General features: G+C 53.6%; 15 protein-coding genes. 6 read left to right on the forward strand and 9 right to left on the reverse strand.

The annotated features are described in order from the left end of the window. Positions 1-15 precede the first annotated feature (15 nt). Positions 16-2,274, reverse strand: coding sequence for a DNA topoisomerase IV subunit A (parC, locus tag JKP81_RS14285; protein WP_200552267.1), 2,259 nt, complete (start codon positions 2,272-2,274; stop codon positions 16-18). 118 nt (positions 2,275-2,392) lie between these two features. After that, on the reverse strand, positions 2,393-2,782 hold the full coding sequence (locus JKP81_RS14290; RefSeq protein WP_200552268.1) for a YgiW/YdeI family stress tolerance OB fold protein: 390 nt from the start codon (positions 2,780-2,782) through the stop codon (positions 2,393-2,395). Between the two features lie 144 nt (positions 2,783-2,926). Between JKP81_RS14290 and qseB the strand changes: the two genes are divergently transcribed. The 4 genes from qseB (at position 2,927) to JKP81_RS14310 (ending at position 5,967) form a co-directional block, all read left to right on the forward strand. Next, complete coding sequence (gene qseB / locus JKP81_RS14295) at positions 2,927-3,586, forward strand: quorum sensing response regulator transcription factor QseB (RefSeq protein WP_200552269.1); 660 nt, start codon at positions 2,927-2,929, stop codon at positions 3,584-3,586. Then, a complete protein-coding gene (qseC, locus tag JKP81_RS14300; protein WP_200552270.1) occupies positions 3,583-4,929 on the forward strand; it encodes a quorum sensing histidine kinase QseC in 1,347 nt (448 codons plus the stop codon). The genes qseB and qseC overlap by 4 nt, the downstream gene beginning before the upstream one ends. A gap of 107 nt (positions 4,930-5,036) precedes the next feature. Next, a complete protein-coding gene (locus JKP81_RS14305) occupies positions 5,037-5,618 on the forward strand; it encodes an NAD(P)H-dependent oxidoreductase (RefSeq protein ID WP_200552271.1) in 582 nt (193 codons plus the stop codon). A 34-nt stretch (positions 5,619-5,652) separates the two neighbouring features. Then, entirely contained in the window at positions 5,653-5,967 is a 315-nt protein-coding gene (locus tag JKP81_RS14310) for a putative quinol monooxygenase (protein WP_200552272.1), read from the forward strand. Positions 5,968-6,006: 39 nt separating this feature from the next. Here the strand turns inward: JKP81_RS14310 and JKP81_RS14315 are convergent, their stop codons facing one another. Genes JKP81_RS14315 through JKP81_RS14325 form a run of 3 tightly spaced genes read right to left on the reverse strand, consistent with a single transcriptional unit; the run spans position 6,007 to position 10,388 of the window. Next, positions 6,007-7,197 (reverse strand): glycoside hydrolase family 88 protein, encoded by a 1,191-nt coding sequence (locus JKP81_RS14315; protein WP_200552273.1) that lies wholly within the window; start codon positions 7,195-7,197, stop codon positions 6,007-6,009. A gap of 46 nt (positions 7,198-7,243) precedes the next feature. Then, the gene (locus tag JKP81_RS14320) at positions 7,244-8,503 is read right to left on the reverse strand and encodes an oligosaccharide MFS transporter (protein WP_200552274.1); all 1,260 of its coding nucleotides are present in this window, start codon (positions 8,501-8,503) and stop codon (positions 7,244-7,246) included. 58 nt (positions 8,504-8,561) lie between these two features. After that, on the reverse strand, positions 8,562-10,388 hold the full coding sequence (locus tag JKP81_RS14325) for a DUF2264 domain-containing protein (protein WP_200552275.1): 1,827 nt from the start codon (positions 10,386-10,388) through the stop codon (positions 8,562-8,564). 165 nt (positions 10,389-10,553) lie between these two features. On the opposite strand from JKP81_RS14325, the gene JKP81_RS14330 reads away from it, so the two are divergent. Beyond that, positions 10,554-11,417: an AraC family transcriptional regulator gene (locus JKP81_RS14330; RefSeq protein ID WP_200552276.1), complete on the forward strand. Its 864-nt coding sequence runs from the start codon at positions 10,554-10,556 to the stop codon at positions 11,415-11,417. Positions 11,418-11,427: 10 nt separating this feature from the next. On the opposite strand, the gene JKP81_RS14335 is transcribed toward JKP81_RS14330, so the two are convergent. Further along, the gene (locus JKP81_RS14335; protein ID WP_200552277.1) at positions 11,428-13,176 is read right to left on the reverse strand and encodes a hypothetical protein; all 1,749 of its coding nucleotides are present in this window, start codon (positions 13,174-13,176) and stop codon (positions 11,428-11,430) included. Positions 13,177-13,372: 196 nt separating this feature from the next. On the opposite strand from JKP81_RS14335, the gene JKP81_RS14340 reads away from it, so the two are divergent. Beyond that, a complete protein-coding gene (locus JKP81_RS14340) occupies positions 13,373-13,702 on the forward strand; it encodes a hypothetical protein (RefSeq protein WP_200552278.1) in 330 nt (109 codons plus the stop codon). 81 nt (positions 13,703-13,783) lie between these two features. Here JKP81_RS14340 and parE read toward each other — a convergent pair whose 3' ends face one another. Genes parE through cpdA form a run of 3 tightly spaced genes read right to left on the reverse strand, consistent with a single transcriptional unit; the run spans position 13,784 to position 17,120 of the window. Beyond that, positions 13,784-15,676: a DNA topoisomerase IV subunit B gene (gene parE / locus JKP81_RS14345; protein WP_017457459.1), complete on the reverse strand. Its 1,893-nt coding sequence runs from the start codon at positions 15,674-15,676 to the stop codon at positions 13,784-13,786. A 41-nt stretch (positions 15,677-15,717) separates the two neighbouring features. Then, positions 15,718-16,293, reverse strand: a complete 576-nt coding sequence (yqiA, locus tag JKP81_RS14350; protein WP_020455283.1) for an esterase YqiA — start codon at positions 16,291-16,293, stop codon at positions 15,718-15,720. Beyond that, positions 16,293-17,120 (reverse strand): 3',5'-cyclic-AMP phosphodiesterase, encoded by an 828-nt coding sequence (gene cpdA / locus JKP81_RS14355; RefSeq protein WP_200552279.1) that lies wholly within the window; start codon positions 17,118-17,120, stop codon positions 16,293-16,295. The genes yqiA and cpdA overlap by 1 nt, the downstream gene beginning before the upstream one ends. Between the last annotated feature and the right edge of the window lie 24 nt (positions 17,121-17,144).

A 17,144-nucleotide genomic window follows, 5' to 3' on the forward strand; every position in this document is an offset into this window, starting at 1 on the left:
GCCTGGCGGCGAAGATTACTCTTCGCTGTCGCCCGCACCTGGGCGGGAAGGCGCGTCAATCTCGACACGGTCAATTTTTTGCAGGCCGCGCATCAGCGTACCGCGACGCCCGCGCTCGCCCTGCACTTTTTGCAGCTCTTCCGGGCGCAGTTTGATTTTGCGTTTGCCAACATGAATGGTCAGCGTGCTTTGTGGCGGCAGCAAATAGAGATGCGCAAGGCTATCTGCGCCTGACGCCGCATCAGCGGAAGGGATACCGATAATCTTGTTGCCTTTACCTTTCGACAATTGCGGCAGCTCGCTGACCGGGAACATCAACATACGGCCTGCGGCGGTGATCGCCAGCAGCATGTCGCTGTCGTTCTCGATCTCCAGCGGCGGCATCACTTTGGCGTTTTCTGGCAGGCTGATCAGCGTCTTACCAGCCCGGTTACGCGCCACTAAGTCATTGAAGGTACAAACGAAGCCATAACCCGCATCGGACGCCATCAGCAGTTTTTGATCCTCGTTGCTCATCATCATATGCTCAACGGTCGCCCCCGGCGGCAGCGTCAGCTTACCGGTTAACGGCTCGCCCTGACCGCGTGCGGAAGGCAGCGTAATCGGATCGATGGCGTAGCTACGACCGGTGGTATCAATAAACACCACCGGCTGGTTGCTCTTGCCTTTTACGGAAGACTTCCAGCTATCGCCCGCTTTGTAGCTCAGCCCCTGCGCGTCGATGTCGTGGCCTTTGGCGCTGCGCACCCAGCCCATTTGTGACAACACAATGGTCACCGGCTCAGAAGGCTGCATATCGTGCTCGTTCATCGCTTTCGCTTCTTCACGCTCGTGCAGCGGTGAACGGCGATCGTCGCCAAACGCGGCGGCATCAGCTTGCAGCTCTTTCTTCAGCAGGTTGTTCATCTTGCGCTCAGAGGCCAGGATCGCCTGCAGCTGATCGCGCTCTTTTGCAAGATCGTCCTGCTCGCCGCGGATCTTCATCTCTTCCAGTTTGGCGAGATGGCGCAGTTTTAACTCAAGGATCGCTTCCGCCTGCGTTTCGCTGATACCGAAGCGCGACATCAACGCCGGTTTCGGCTCATCTTCCGTCCGGATAATTTCGATCACTTCGTCGATATTAAGAAACGCCACCAGCAAACCTTCAAGGATATGCAGGCGTTTGAGCACTTTATCCAGCCGGTGGTTCAGGCGACGACGCACGGTATCGCGACGAAACGCCAGCCACTCGGTGAGGATCTCCAGCAGGTTTTTCACCGCCGGGCGGCCATCCAGGCCGATCATGTTCAGGTTGATACGGTAGCTTTTTTCCAGATCGGTAGTGGCGAACAGGTGGTTCATCACCTGCTCCATATCCACGCGGTTGGAGCGCGGCACGATCACCAGACGCGTCGGGTTTTCATGATCCGACTCGTCACGCAAATCATCGACCATCGGCAGCTTTTTATTGCGCATCTGGCTGGCGATTTGCTCCAGCACGCGCGCGCCGGAAACCTGGTGCGGCAGCGCGGTAATGACGACTGCGCCATCCTCTTTTTTCCACACCGCGCGCATACGCACCGAACCGCGTCCGTTCTGGTAGATTTTGCGGATTTCAGCGCGGGAGGTGATGATTTCCGCTTCGGTTGGGTAGTCTGGCCCCTGCACGATATCCAGCAGTTCATCGAGCGTGGTTTTCGGTTGTTCGATCAGGGTGATCGCCGCGTTAGCCACTTCGCGCAGGTTATGCGGCGGAATATCTGTCGCCATCCCCACGGCAATACCGGTCGTACCGTTGAGCAGGATATTCGGCAGGCGCGCAGGCAGCATTTTCGGCTCCTGCATCGTGCCGTCGAAGTTCGGCACCCAGTCAACGGTGCCTTGGCCCAGTTCGCTCAGCAGCAGTTCGGCGTATTTGGACAGACGGGATTCGGTGTAACGCATCGCCGCGAAGGACTTCGGATCGTCCGGCGCCCCCCAGTTGCCCTGGCCATCGACCAGCGGGTAACGGTAGGAGAACGGCTGCGCCATCAGCACCATCGCTTCATAGCAGGCGCTGTCGCCGTGCGGATGGTATTTACCCAGCACGTCGCCCACGGTACGGGCGGATTTTTTGAACTTCGCGCTGGCGTTCAGCCCCAGTTCTGACATTGCGTAAACGATGCGACGCTGAACGGGTTTCAGGCCATCACCGATAAACGGCAACGCACGATCCATGATGACGTACATGGAGTAGTTCAGGTATGCGTTTTCCGTAAATTCATGCAGCGCAAGGCGCTCTGCCATATCGCTCATTAATCGTGATTCCTCAACGTATGCGCCCGCCTGTGCGGCGGCAATATTGCCGCAGATACTACCTTATCTGCGGCGAGGAGTCATAGCGATGAGCGATTTTTTCACGCGCGTTTAGCGCTTACTGAGTGACTTTGCGGATCTCTTTGACGTCGATTTCAACTGAATTCCAGTCCTTATCGACTTCGCCCTGGATCTCCACCGTATCTTGTGGCCCAACGGTCACGCCGTTCCAGCGCTTGTGGTTGATATCGACATTGATGGTGCCGGTCGAATCTTTGAACAGGTAGGTATCATCAGAGATGCGCTCGACAATATTACCGCGCAGCGTCACCCAGGCGTCGTCGCGCAGTGATTTCGCGCTTTCAACGGTGGCTTTGCTGCCGTTCGGCCCGGTAAAACCGCCGCTCTGCGAGGTTGCACCCGGTCCGGTAAAGCCGCCAGGATTCGCCGCGAAAACGGGTGCGGAACAGAGTGTGAGAACAGCGACAAGTGCAGCAATCTTTTTCATGTTTTATCTCCCTTACGATGGTTAACGTCCATTTAACCCGTCACTCCTTAACGACTTCTTAACGGGAAAAAAGATTTATTTCCGCTGTACATTGTCGACCAGCAGCGGTTTTACTGCCAATAAAACGGAGTAAAAGGAGGCAAAATGCGCATTTTACTGGTGGAAGATGACACGCTCATCGGCGACGGTTTAAAAGCCGGGCTCGGCAAAAAAGGCTTCAGCGTCGATTGGTTTACCGATGGCAAACAAGGCAAGGCAGCCCTGTTTAGCGCGCCGTATGATGCGGTGATCCTCGACTTAACGCTGCCCGGCATCGACGGGCTGGATATTCTGCGCGACTGGCGCGAACAAAAGCGCGCGGAACCGGTATTGATCCTCACCGCGCGCGATGCCATCGACCAGCGCGTTGAGGGGTTGCGGCTGGGCGCAGATGATTATCTGTGCAAACCGTTCGCTCTGGTTGAAGTGGCGGCAAGGCTCGAAGTGCTTATTCGCCGCCGCCACGGGCAGACACAAAGCGTGCTGCGCCACGGCAACGTCACGCTCGATCCCGGTAATCTGGTCGCCACGCTTGACGGCGAAACGCTGGCGCTAAAACCGAAAGAGTTCGCTCTGCTGGAGCTGCTGCTGCGCAATGCCGGGCGCGTTCTGCCGCGTAAATTAATCGAAGAGAAACTTTATACCTGGGATGACGAGGTCACCAGCAACGCGGTGGAAGTGCATGTACACCATTTACGCCGCAAGCTCGGTACGGCGTTTATCCGCACCGTTCATGGCATCGGTTATACCCTGGGAGACGCATGAAACTGACCCGTCCGCTGAGTTTACGCCTGCGCCTGACGATGCTGTTTTTGCTGCTGTCGATGGTCGCCTGGCTCAGCGCCAGTCTCGTTGCCTGGCAGCAAACCCGCGATAAACTCGACAAACTGTTTGATACCCAGCAAATGCTGTTCGCCAAACGGCTCAGCGTGATGGAGTTTGAGCCGCTGAAAAACGCCGCGCCGGCGCTCGGTAAAAAGAAGATCAAACACGGCCACCTGGATGATGATGCGCTGGCTTTCGCTATCTACTCAACCGACGGCAACATGCTGCTGAACGACGGCGAAAACGGCAAAGCGATCCCCTACAACTACCGGCGGGAAGGGTTTGATAACGGGCAGCTACGTGATGATGACGATCAATGGCGTTTTCTGTGGCTCACTGCGCCGAACGGGAAATTCCGTGTGGTAGTCGGCCAGGAGTGGGATTATCGCCACGAGATGGCGCTGGAGATTATCACCTCGCAGCTCACTCCGTGGCTTATCGCCCTGCCGCTGATGCTGGCGCTATTGATCGTATTGCTGAGCCTTGAATTGCGACCGCTGAAAAAACTGGCGCAGGCGCTGCGCTCACGGGCGCCGGATCGTGCCGATCCACTCAGTAGCGAAGGCGTTCCCAATGAAGTGCGCCCGTTAGTAGACGCGCTGAACCAACTCTTTGATCGTACGCAGAGCATGATGCAGCGTGAACGGCGCTTTACTTCCGATGCCGCCCATGAGTTACGCAGCCCGCTGGCGGCGCTGAAAGTGCAAACCGAGGTCGCGCAGCTTTCCGATGACGATCCCGCCGCACAGCAAAAAGCCCTTGCCCAGTTGCACGTGGGTATCGATCGCGCCACGCGTCTGGTGGATCAATTACTGACGCTCTCCCGGCTCGACTCCCTGAGCAACCTTGCTGACGTCGAAGAGGTTTCGCTGGCTTCCCTGCTGCAATCGGCGGTAATGGAGATTTACCCCACGGCGCAGCAAGCAGGTATCGATATACGCCTGCATCTCAATGCTCCTGCGGCCAGCCGCCAGGCGCAACCGCTTTTGCTGAGTTTGCTGGTGCGTAACCTGCTGGATAATGCCATTCGCTACAGCCCGCCAGGCAGCGTGGTCGATGTGACGCTGGACGCTACTGAGTTTAGCGTTCGCGATAATGGCCCCGGTATTGACGATGACGCGCTGGCGCGCATTGGCGAGCGTTTTTACCGCCCGCCGGGACAAACGCAAACCGGCAGTGGGCTGGGGTTATCGATTGTGCAACGCATTGCCGGCCTGCATCACATGCGCGTCGCGTTTGGCAATCATCCGCAAGGCGGGTTTATCGCGCAGGTGAGCTGGTAGCGGCGTTTATTGCGGCTCAAGCAAAAGTCTTTGCACGTTTTGCCAATTTTTCCGCACCGTTGATGCGGTTAAAATCGCCGTCAAACGCATTTAACCAAGGATTTCTCATGAGCAATATCTTAATTATCAATGGTGCGAAAAAATTCGCGCACTCTAACGGCCAACTGAATGACACCCTGACCGAGGTCGCGGAAAGCTTTCTGCGCGACGCCGGGCATGATGTTAAAACCGTACGTACCGACGGCGATTACGACATCAAAGCGGAAGTAGAGAACTTCTTGTGGGCTGACACCATTATCTGGCAGATGCCAGGCTGGTGGATGGGCGCACCGTGGACCGTTAAAAAATATATGGACGACGTGTTCACCGAAGGCCACGGTTCGCTGTACGCCAGCGACGGTCGCACGCGTTCTGACGCTTCGAAAAAATACGGTTCTGGCGGCCTGATTCAGGGTAAAACCTATATGCTGTCGCTGACCTGGAACGCGCCGATGGACGCGTTTACGGATAAAGAACAGTTCTTCCACGGCGTGGGCGTTGACGGGGTTTACCTGCCATTCCACAAAGCGAACCAGTTCCTGGGTATGGACGCACTGCCAACCTTTATCGTGAATGACGTGATTAAAATGCCGGACGTGCCACGCTATATCGCAGAATATCGCAAGCATCTGAGTGAGATTTTTGCTTAACTGTGAAGCTGGACTTATAGGGAGTAGGTTAATCATGTTGACAGTAATTGCAGAAATCCGTACCCGTCCAGGACAGCATCACCGCCAGGCGGTACTTGATGAATTCGCCAAGATTGTACCGGTCGTGTTGCAGGAAGCGGGTTGCCACGGCTACGCGCCGCTGGTCGATCATGCGGCTAACGTAAGTTTTCAGGCGACCGCGCCGGACTCCATCATGATGGTGGAACTGTGGGAAAGCGTCGCGCACCTTGAAGCGCACCTGCAGACACCGCATATGAAAGCGTGGAGCGAAGCGGTAAAAGGCGACGTGCTTGAGACGCATATCCGCATCCTGGAAGCGGGTCTCTAAGCGTTTGTCCCTCTCCGTTTACAGAGAGGGACACTGCTTTTACCAGTAGAGTTTCCAGCTCTGCGAAAAGCGCATCAGCGCTTCCACATAGAAGTAATCCCCCCAGCTACTACACTCATCAACGCCCTTATTGCTCGCCAGGTGATACACGGAATGTTTCAGCAACCCGGTGGTCGCTTCGTTTTTTCCCGCCAGATAGTGCTTATTAAGCGATGACATAATACGCATTGCCCACTGCTGGTAGCGTTCTCTGTCCGGATCGGTAACGGGCAGATGCTTAACCAGCTCCAGTAACCCACATACGGCAATCGCCGCCGATGACGAATCGCGCAGCGCATCGGTGCCGACCAGCGCCAGATCCCAGTGGCACACCGCATCTTCCGGCAAGCGGTTGAGAAAGTAGTTCGCCAGCCGTTTCGACAGCATCACCATCTCTTGATCGCCGGTGTAGATAAAGCTCAGCAGAAAACCGTAAATCCCCCACGCCTGCCCGCGCGACCAGCAGGAATCATCCGCGTAGCCCTGCTGCGTATTGCCGTAACGCGGCGCACCGGTGTTGATATCCATATAGTACGTGTGAAACGTGGAGGCATCTTCGCGAATCAGGTATTTCGCCGCCTGCCGCACATGGGCTTGCGCCGCATCGGCAAAGCGCCGGTCCCCGGTCTGTTCTGTCGCCCAGTAGAGCAGCGGCAGGTTCATATTGCAGTCGATGATCATCCGCCCGGCTTGTTCAGGATCGCGCAGATCGCCCCACGCCTGGATAATCTGCGCCTTGTGGTGGAAGCGCTCCAGCAGCGCTTCTGCCGCCAGCAGGGCGAAACCGCGCGCATCGCGATTGCCGGTCAGCCGCCAGCTTGCCACGCACGAAAGCGTATATAAGAAGCCGAGATCGTGGGTATTGGTGTCGCTGCGCCTGGCAATGCGCAGGCCGAATGAGCGCACATGGCGCTCTGCCAGCGCGCGGAACTGCTCATCACAGCTCATTTCCCACGCCAGCCAAAGCTGCCCGGTCCAGAAACTGGTGGTCCACTCAACATTGTCGGTTAACGGGTAATAACCCTGCACACAGGTTTCGGCAGGAAAGTGTTCTCCGAATTCCGTTAAATGACGGCGAATCAGTTCAAGGGTATGGCTACGCGCAGAATCAAGTTCATCTTTAAATACCTGCGCATCCACAGGTGCGCCGGGATAATCGCGTAACGTTTCCTCAACGATTTTACTTAACATATTTCGGTTCCTTGTTGGTGCGTAATTTAAAATAGCCGTTAACGCGCTAGTTATTTCCCGCGATATCCAGTGCGCTATGCTGACGCCATTTACTTTGGCAGGCCGATAACGTAAACAGGGAAATTAATGTGAAGGTCAGTGCCACGCAGCCCATAATAATATAGGTATTTTCAAAACCGATACGGTCATACAAAATACCAGCCGGGGAAGAGACCACGACGTTACCGACATATAACATTGCCTGGTAGCCCAATAAATACATGGTGGCATTCACGCGTTTATCGAAATGTTCAGCAATGTATTTAAATACCGATACCAGCAGCAGACAAATCTCAAGACCGTATAATGGTTTTAATACTGAAATAAGCAGATGCGATTCGCACAGTCCGGAAATAATCAACCGCGCGCCCACCACCAGCCCGACAATCAATAACCCGCGTTTCGCGCCGATGAAATTCACAAATAGCGGGATCACCATATACATGACGAATTCCATACCGGATTGCACCGTGCCCAGGTAACCAAACACGGCATTACCCTGATGAACGTCATCAAAGAAGGTGACGAAATAACGAGAGAACTGTTGCTCGGCGATAAACATCATCCACGCCACACCGGCAACGTACAGACAAAATGCCCAGAATTTGCGGTTACGCAGCAGGGCGTAGACATCCGCCGGAGCGATTTTCTCCTTGGTCAGCACCTCGCTGGCGTTGGCGGCGTTAACGTTGACTTTCAGGCTCAGCAGCACCGCCAGCATGATAAGCGACGCGACCGATCCCATGATGAAGTTATACGCCGGTGAGAGGTTAAACAGCAGGCCGGAGAACGAGGACGCCACCGCCCAACCGAGCGAGCCCCACATCCTGATTTGGCCAAACTCCATGCCGTTTAAACGGCTGTAGCGGTCGGTATAAGATTCACAGGCGGCGACGCCCGCATACCAGGCAAAACTTAAATAGATAGCGCCAACAATAATGCCCAGCAAGGTATTTGAAATTAATAACGGTTGATAAACGTAGATAAAAAACGGTGCCATTAGCGCTGACATCAGCACCACAAAATAGAGCAAGTATTTGCTCATGCCGATTTTATCCAGAATATAACCGTAGATCGGTTTCAAAATAACGGAAAAGATCCCGTTAATAGCGAATACTGTGCCAATAACCGTACCGCTAAGATTGGCTTTTTGTCCTAACCAGATAGCCAGCAGGCCGATACTTGCAGACCAGGTAAAAAAATAGAGAAAGATAAAGCTACTGATTTTGTAATATTCGGCTTTATTATTTATCGCGATCTTTTCCATACTATCCTCGATGAAAGCATGTAGGGTTCAGAGTTCATAGCCCGGCCGTAGCCGGGAATTAAAAGGCAATAACAATATTATTTTTCTGCCCCGGTTTTTTAATCACCAGCGCCTGTTCTTCGATGTGCAACTGCGGTAAGACGAAATCAAAAGCCTGCTCCGTAATAGCCGCCTGAACGGCACAGGCCAGCCACTGCCTGCCCGGCGCAATGTCTCCACGCAGCACCGGAATTGAGGCGCAAGGGGAAAACATAATGCTGCTGTTAGGCGGTGTGACCACGCTGTCTGCTTCCCGCGGCGCGGTGGCAAGTAATTCAAAGATGCCGCTGACGCCATTTTCCGCGCTCACCAGGCTACCGCCCTGCACGTTGCGGTGCGGCGCTTTCAGCACGGCGAACCCACCCTCCACGCTTTGCAAATGACGCGAGGAATCAAGACGATGCACGCGCAGATGCCAGTCGCCGCACGGAATAAGCCAGCTTGCGATATGCACGTCTGACCATGGCGACCAGCGCGAGAAAATCGCCTGTTCTGTCACAATCACCTCGTCGCACTCCCGGCGGCCGCGAAAGTAATTATCCCCTTCGCTGAGCAAGAGCATCGAGTCGCAAGCGGCATGTTTAATTCCATAACGCCCGCGTTCAATGGTGAAACCAAAACGGCTTGAGTAAGCAAACTTTGTGTATTTCGCCTCGGTATTGACGTAATTGTTCAGTTCCAGTTGTCCGGCGGTGAGCATCCAGACATGCCGCGAGCGATCGCTATGGACAATAATCTGCCCGGCAGGCGCAATCGTACGCTGCGTGTTTAGCGCAGGCAGCGGCAGCTCTGGCGCTTGCCAGAAATCGTCTGATTGCGGCAGCGCCAGAATCAGGAAAACTTTCAGCGCCCAGTATGGTGAGCCCGGCGAGTTGTAGTCTTCACACATCGCAAGGTTCGGGTAGGCGAAACCAAGCGTTAAAATGCCGTCGCGATCGAAAATCGGCTGCTGTAACCACCAGCGCAAATGGCGCAGAACAACCCCTTTCACCACGCCAGGAGAAAACACCGTCAGCCCGGAAAAGGCAACTGCACTCCAGAATGCCACCATCGCAAAGCGGTAAGTCAGACTGCGGCCAAACGGAACAGATTCGCCCTCCGCCGCTGACATATAGATAAAATCTTCGGCAAAAAGCGTTGCCCGCTCACGGAGAATCGCCGCGCGCGCTGCATCGTCTTCCCCATTCAGCGTGGCGTAAATCAGCCCGTAAAAATGAAATGCCATTGAGATGTAGTAATCTTTTGGCCGGCCAGGACCATCGGAATACCAGCCGTCGCCAAGATAATAGGCATCCATCATGCGAAAGCGTCGTTCAATGGCTGCGGCATCCCAGGGTAATCCGGCGCGTTTAAAACCGAGCTGCACCATGATGGCGAAAAAATTCCAGTTGCTGTCAGGCATCTGCGCCTCGGTGATCTGGTTCAGCCACTGGTGCAGATTGCGAACATCAGCTTCGCCCAGCAAAGCGGTAAATTTATCGCCCAACAGCGCCAGCCCCAGACCGTAAGCCGCCATCTCCACCAGCCGTTGATCGTAGGGTTCCGTTTCGCCCCAGTAGCCCGCGCTTTGCGGATCGACACCGCGTTTGATCGCAGCCAGATACTTGTGACTGAAGGGTTCGGCGTCGCCGCCTGCCATTAATGGAAACAACCCCCACAACGCGCGGGACAGCCCTTCCATTTCGGCAATCGTATCGCTGTAATGCGCGCTGGTGGCTCCCAGCGGAAAATGCGACGCCCCTTCCGGAAACTGTTTATCCAGCGCCGCCAGCATCTGCTTCAACGCGCCGACCACATCGTCACGGGATGACAATGGATTTGATGTTTTCACTTCCGCCGCCTGCATAGCGTTCTCTCCTTCATGGTGTGGCTGAAGGATAGTTAATGAACAACCACCGGAAATGTTAGCTTTGTCACATCGGCACGCTTTGCCTGAACCCTCTGTTGAGAAAATTTAAAACCGTGGTTTATAAATGTATCTTGCGGGGTAAAAATTGAGATGGGTTGCACTATGACGACGCCATTACAGAACGAACGACTTGAGTTGATCACCTTAAACGATGCGGTGGTGTCGTTTAGCCGACTTTTCGCCAACACCGTGCGTTATCACCACTGGCACCAGTGTCTGGAGGTGCTGTACGTTGAAGAGGGTTTTGGCGTGGTGATGGTTGATAACCGCCAGTACACCATGCGGCCTGGGCGACTCTTTTTCTTTCCGCCTTTCACCATCCATAAAGTGATGGTTGATGAGCAAGCGCAGGCCATTTATCGACGCACCATTATTCATGTTGATCACCACGCCGTGCTGCAAAACCTGCGCGCGTTCCCGCACAATCACCAGCGTTTGCAGCATCTCGCGTTACGCGGTGGCGCGGCGGTGGTGATGGATGTCGCAGCGATTCACTCGCATATCGACCACCTGTTTAGCAGCTACGCGAGACTTGCAGAGAACCACAGTCTGAATGGCGAACAGGTTGCCTGTTTGTTGCTCAATCTGTTGAGTATGTTGCCAGAAGATAAGCAGAAATTGCCGGATGAACATAATGGCATTGCCACACCGGTAATGTTCTGGCTGGAGGAGAATTACCGGCAGAAATTCAGTCTTGCGCGGCTGGCGCAGGAGTTGGGAAAATCCCGCAGCTATGTCTCGCGCCGTTTCCATTTTGAGACCGGCGAACCTATTCACCAGTATCTGAACACTTTGCGCTTGCGCAAAGCGTGCGACTTGCTATTGCATAGCGCGCTGGCCATTCATCATATCGCCAGCGAAGTGGGCTTTTCAGATGTGACTTACTTTATCAGTGCGTTTAAGAAAGGCATTGGCGAAACGCCGCTGCAATACCGGAAAAATCGCGCTACTTCTGTTGAGGCATAGGTGCCCATGCTTAGTGCCCACCTGCATTTTCCATCGGCGACATGAAGCTATTAATCAATTTCCTGGCCGCTTTTTTCCCCTGCTGAAAACGGTTTGCAGAAACCGGTTCGTCATACCACGCATCGATTTGCTGCAGGCATTTATCATCGGTGATTTTTACTGCCCCCCACGCCTTCTCATAGTGGTAATGCATACCCCATAACAACTCTTCGAGCTTTTTCAGTTTATTATCCAGCGTGACATGGGAAAGATAGTGCCGCAGTAAGTGGCCATCAAAAAGATCGAGCGCGGCCTGAATATTGCCCACGACATCCTCTTTATTGTTATGTGGCAGGATTTTCGCCGGGTTTCCACAGCCATACATTGAAGCAGTAAACGTATTTAGCTGAGGCAAAAATTTATTTATAAATATCGACAATTCAAGATCGATATTTATTTTATCAGGCGAAATATCAGCATGTGTAAGCTGAGAAAAATCATCGCCACAGGATATTTTCAGCTGCGAAAAGAGGGTAATAATTCCCGGAAGAGAGGGAACAAAATCTTCACAGAAAAAATACCCCCAGCATTTAAAATCGGGCGATACTGCATTAATTTTTTCAAGTACAGCGGCATATTTTTGCTCAATAGCTTTAACCTTAGGATCATCAATAATATGAGCGCCGTTGAGAATTGATAATAAATCAGATTTCCTTTGCGCTTCGCTTATTTTGCATCGTTGTAATTCAGTATCGATAGCCGTTCTTACGGTATACAACGCGCGGAAGAACTCATGGTTTGCCAAAAGATAGGCATAATAATTCACATAAACGGATAAGGCGCTTTTTACTCTGGTGTGCGGATCGACATTATCCTGTGACTCAATCTTTGGCTGTTCAGAAGTTGAAAATGCCTCACGCGCTTTATCATCTTTATTGATTTCATAGAACTGAGAAATAACGTTTTTTATCTCATCAATCTTCTCTTGTGCGCGAGTTATAAAGCGCGTATCGGCAAACCCCACTTCGGTTTCATAAGGGTACTTATCACATAATTGCTTAAAAAACTGCTGCTTGCCAATGCCGGGAGTTTTCCGTTGGCTCTCAAAAGCAAATGTCGCGAGGATACCAGCGCAACTTTTAAGAGTTAACGCGGTTTTTGCTTCACTCAGCGTTGCCAGACCATCTTGCTTGCCGACAACCGCCACAGCCCATTTCAACGCCTGGCGGAAAGAGGTCTTTTTGTCATCGTAATAAACAGAAATATAACCGCTCTGTTTTTCTATTTGACACGAGATACGATTGCAGAACAGCAGATTATCCTTACGAATTAACTCCAGCGGACGCAGCTTTTGCAATATGTCTGCGAGTGCTTGCTCATCAAAAACCGTAAAGCCTTTTGTCAGGTGGTGCACGGAAAAATAGTTTTCCAGCAGTAACTCGGCACTTAATTTATTTCTGAACGCTTCGGATAAAATATCTAATGACAGGATGAGACTCCTATCCTGTTTCATCATCCTGACATAACGCGGAATATCCGTATGCGCGGCTTTTCCTGCAAGGACAAAATAGATTTGTTGCGCCTTATACGGATGATGCTCAGTCAAATATAAATTGATCGCATTCCATAAATCCGTCTTTGCGGGAATGGAACTTTGCACAACCATTTTTTCCAGGTAATCAATACCCTCAACCTGGCTTTTATATTTTTGCAGCGCCGCGTGGTAATAGATGCCGGTTTCGAAGATTTTCGTAATTCTGTCCTGAATGTCGATTACCACGTCATAAGCCTCCGTAAAAGTTGCGCCGGGATCGGTCAGCCAATCACCGCGCCTATAACACACTTAAAAATAAATAACAATACTGAAAAAATAATTTCCTGTGGCATACCAACCCCTTTTTCAGCGGGCTACATTGGCGGCGCTGACTGATTGTACCGTCAGCGCAATCAATCATATACATGAAAAGGGGGGACTTATGTCCGATAAAGCAAAAAGCAATCTGCCGCAGGTGGCAGCGCAGGAAGGCGAGTGGCTGTCAGGCTCGCAAAGCGCTGGAGGTGGCGGTGGAGGTTCGTATCTGGACGGGTTTAAAGACGGTTTAGCCGTTGGGGTTCAGAGCGGATTTAACGAAGCGGTGAATCAGTTCAACGACATCTTGCCGCAACTTATTCAGCAAGAGTTGATGAAACTGCCACATTTGAAAAGCGCCCTGTCAGACGGGTTGCGCCACGGCAGCCCGAACTGCGGCCGCGCACTGGTCAATATCTATCGCTACGAGAAGAGCAACTATCCCAAACTGAACTGATGGTGAAAGCGGCTCCGTTGCGCACTTTGCTTACTTACCCGGCCCGCGCATTCGCTAGCCGGGTAAGCCTTTCAGACGGGATCAGGCTTCAATATCCGCCATATCGCCTTTTTCTTGTAGCCAGTTGCGGCGATCTTCTGAACGCTTCTTCGCCAGCAACATATCCATCATTGCGTTGGTCTGCTGTTCGTCTTCGTCGCTGATCACCAGTTGCACAAGGCGACGGGTATTCGGATCAAGCGTGGTTTCACGCAACTGCATCGGATTCATTTCGCCCAGCCCTTTAAAGCGCTGCACGTTCGGTTTGCCCTTTTTGCGTTTTAACTGCTCCAGCACACCGGTTTTTTCTTCTTCCGTGAGCGCGTAATAAACCTCTTTACCGAGGTCGATACGGTACAGCGGCGGCAGCGCCACATGAACGTGGCCGTTTTTCACCAGCGCGCGGAAGTGCTTTACAAACAATGCGCACAGCAAAGTTGCAATGTGCAAGCCATCGGAATCCGCATCCGCAAGAATACAGATCTTGCCGTAACGCAACTGGCTCAGATCGTCACTGTCTGGATCGATCCCGATCGCCACCGAAATGTCGTGTACTTCTTGCGAGGCCAGCACTTCATCGGAAGAGACTTCCCAGGTGTTCAGGATCTTGCCTTTTAGCGGCATGATCGCCTGGTATTCACGATCGCGCGCCTGTTTCGCGGAGCCGCCCGCCGAGTCACCTTCCACGAGGAACAGTTCGGTGCGGCTCAGATCCTGCGCGGTACAATCCGCCAGTTTGCCAGGCAGCGCCGGGCCGCTGGTCAACTTTTTGCGCACCACTTTTTTGGCGGCCCGCATACGGCGCTGGGCGCTGGAGATGGCCATCTCCGCCAGCAGTTCCGCCGTTTGAATATTCTGGTTCAGCCACAGGCTGAATGCGTCTTTCACCACGCCAGAAACAAACGCGGCGCACTGACGAGAAGATAATCGCTCTTTGGTCTGCCCGGCGAACTGCGGATCCTGCATCTTCACCGACAGCACATAAGCGCAGCGATCCCAGATATCTTCCGCTGACAGCTTCACGCCGCGCGGCAAGATATTGCGGTATTCGCAGAATTCGCGCATCGCGTCCAGCAACCCCTGACGCAGGCCGTTAACGTGCGTGCCGCCCTGCATGGTGGGGATCAGGTTGACATAGCTTTCCGTCAGCAGCTCGCCGCCTTCCGGCAGCCACAGCAGGGCCCAATCCACCGCTTCCGTCTCAGCAGAGAAATTGCCGATAAACGGTTTCTCCGGTAGCGTCGGCAGGCCATTAACCGCTTCGCACAAATAATCGTTCAGGCCATCCTGGTAGCACCAGCGCTGCTCGGCGTTGTTCACCTCATCTTTAAAGGTGATCTCAACCCCCGGGCAAAGAACGGCTTTGGCTTTCAGCAGATGCGTCAAACGGGAAACGGAAAAACGCGGGCTATCAAAGAAGGATTCATCCGGCCAGAAATGCACGCTGGTGCCGGTATTGCGTTTACCACAGGTGCCGATCACTTGCAGATCCTGCACTTTTTCACCGTTTTCAAACGCGATGCTATAGACCTGGCCGTCACGTTTGACAGTCACTTCCACGCGGCGGGACAAGGCGTTAACCACCGAGATGCCAACGCCATGCAAACCACCAGAGAACTGGTAGTTTTTATTGGAGAATTTACCGCCGGCGTGCAGACGACAGAGGATCAGCTCAACGGCCGGAACGCCCTCTTCCGGGTGGATATCCACCGGCATACCGCGCCCGTCATCGATAACTTCCAGCGACTGATCGGCGTGCAGGATCACGTCCACGCGCTTAGCGTGGCCCGCCAGCGCTTCATCGACGCTGTTATCAATAACTTCCTGGCCCAGGTGGTTAGGGCGCGTGGTATCGGTGTACATCCCCGGACGGCGGCGAACCGGCTCAAGCCCGGTGAGTACCTCTATGGCATCAGCGTTATAGGATTGCGTCATGGTTTGTTCGTAGATAGTGACCGCATCGTTTCCCTGATAGCTCAATGCAGCCCAAGGAAATCGATAATCTGTGTGAAATGATTCTCAAAGCCCACAAAGGCATGGTTTCCGCCCTCTTCCACTGTCTGACGGCAGGCATCGTAATATGCCACCGCCTGGCGGTAATCCAGCACTTCGTCCCCGGTTTGTTGTAGCAACCAGATTAAATCCGGCGCTTCGAGCGGGTCAACTTGCATCACTTTGAGCTCGTAAATATGGCGAGACTCTAGCACATATTGCTGCCCTGTGTAGGGGTTCTCGTTATTGCCAAGATAATCTGCCAGCAATTCAAATGGCCGTACCGCAGGATTCACCACCACCGCAGGTAACATGAAACATTGCGAAAGCCAGGTGGCGTAATAACCCCCGAGCGAAGAGCCGACGATACCAAGCTGTTTTCCGCCCTGCGCCAGCACCAGTGACTCCAGCAATTCTGCCGCCGCAGCAGGGTAAGGCGGCAGTTGCGGCACAATCACGTTGATCTCCGGGTGATGCTGCGCCAGCCATTGCGAAAGCAGCGTCGCCTTAGCGGAACGCGGCGAACTATTAAACCCGTGCAGATAAAGAAGCGTGGACATCAGTAACCTTCTGAAGCGGTATCCGGCCTGAACCGGGTGCTTTCCAGACGGCAAACTTCTGTGTGCAACGTTCCGTCCGGGTAGAGATCCAGCCAGCGCCAGCCGGGCGCGATGGTATCAAGCGTGAAGTTAGCGCAGTGCGGTTTAAACTGAACACAGGTCGATGGCGTCGCCAGCAGACGGCGGCCGTTCCAGTCGAGATCCAGCTCCTGGTGAATATGCCCGCACAACAGATACCGCACCTGCGGAAAACGCTGTAACACGTTATCCAGCTCACCCGCGTTACGCAGGCTGTGTTGATCGAGCCAACTGCAGCCGGAAGGGAGTGGATGGTGATGGAGCAGCAATAAGGTGTGGCGCTGCGGGCTGTCGGTGAGTTTCTTCTCCAGCCAGTCGAGTTGGAACTCACTCAATTCACCGTGCGGTACGCCAAAGACCTGGCTGTCCAGCAGCAGAATTTGCCAGTGATCGCCGATAAAAACGCGTTTCGCCGGCGAGATCCCCGCATCCTGCAACGCGCTGTACATGGCGGGCTGGAAATCGTGGTTACCGGGCAGCCAAACGCAGGGCGCGTCAAAGCTTGCGATACCATCAGCGAAAAGCTGATAAGCCGCAGCGGTATGGTCCTGTGCCAGGTCGCCGGTGGCGACAATAAGATCGCATTCACGCTGCTGAGAGCGGATAGCCTCCAGTACCGCCTGATAGCTTTCCCAGGTATTCACCCCTAACAACGTTTCATGCTTTTCGGCAAACAGGTGAGAATCAGTTATTTGTAATACCCTCACTCTGGGCTCACCCGCCAGAGAGAGGTTTAACAGGCTTTCCAAATGGTGTCCTTAGGTTTCACGACG

Origin of the sequence: Kosakonia sp. LAM2021, from assembly GCF_016620385.1 — a bacterium.
Taxonomy (GTDB): Bacteria; Pseudomonadota; Gammaproteobacteria; order Enterobacterales; family Enterobacteriaceae; genus Kosakonia; species Kosakonia sacchari.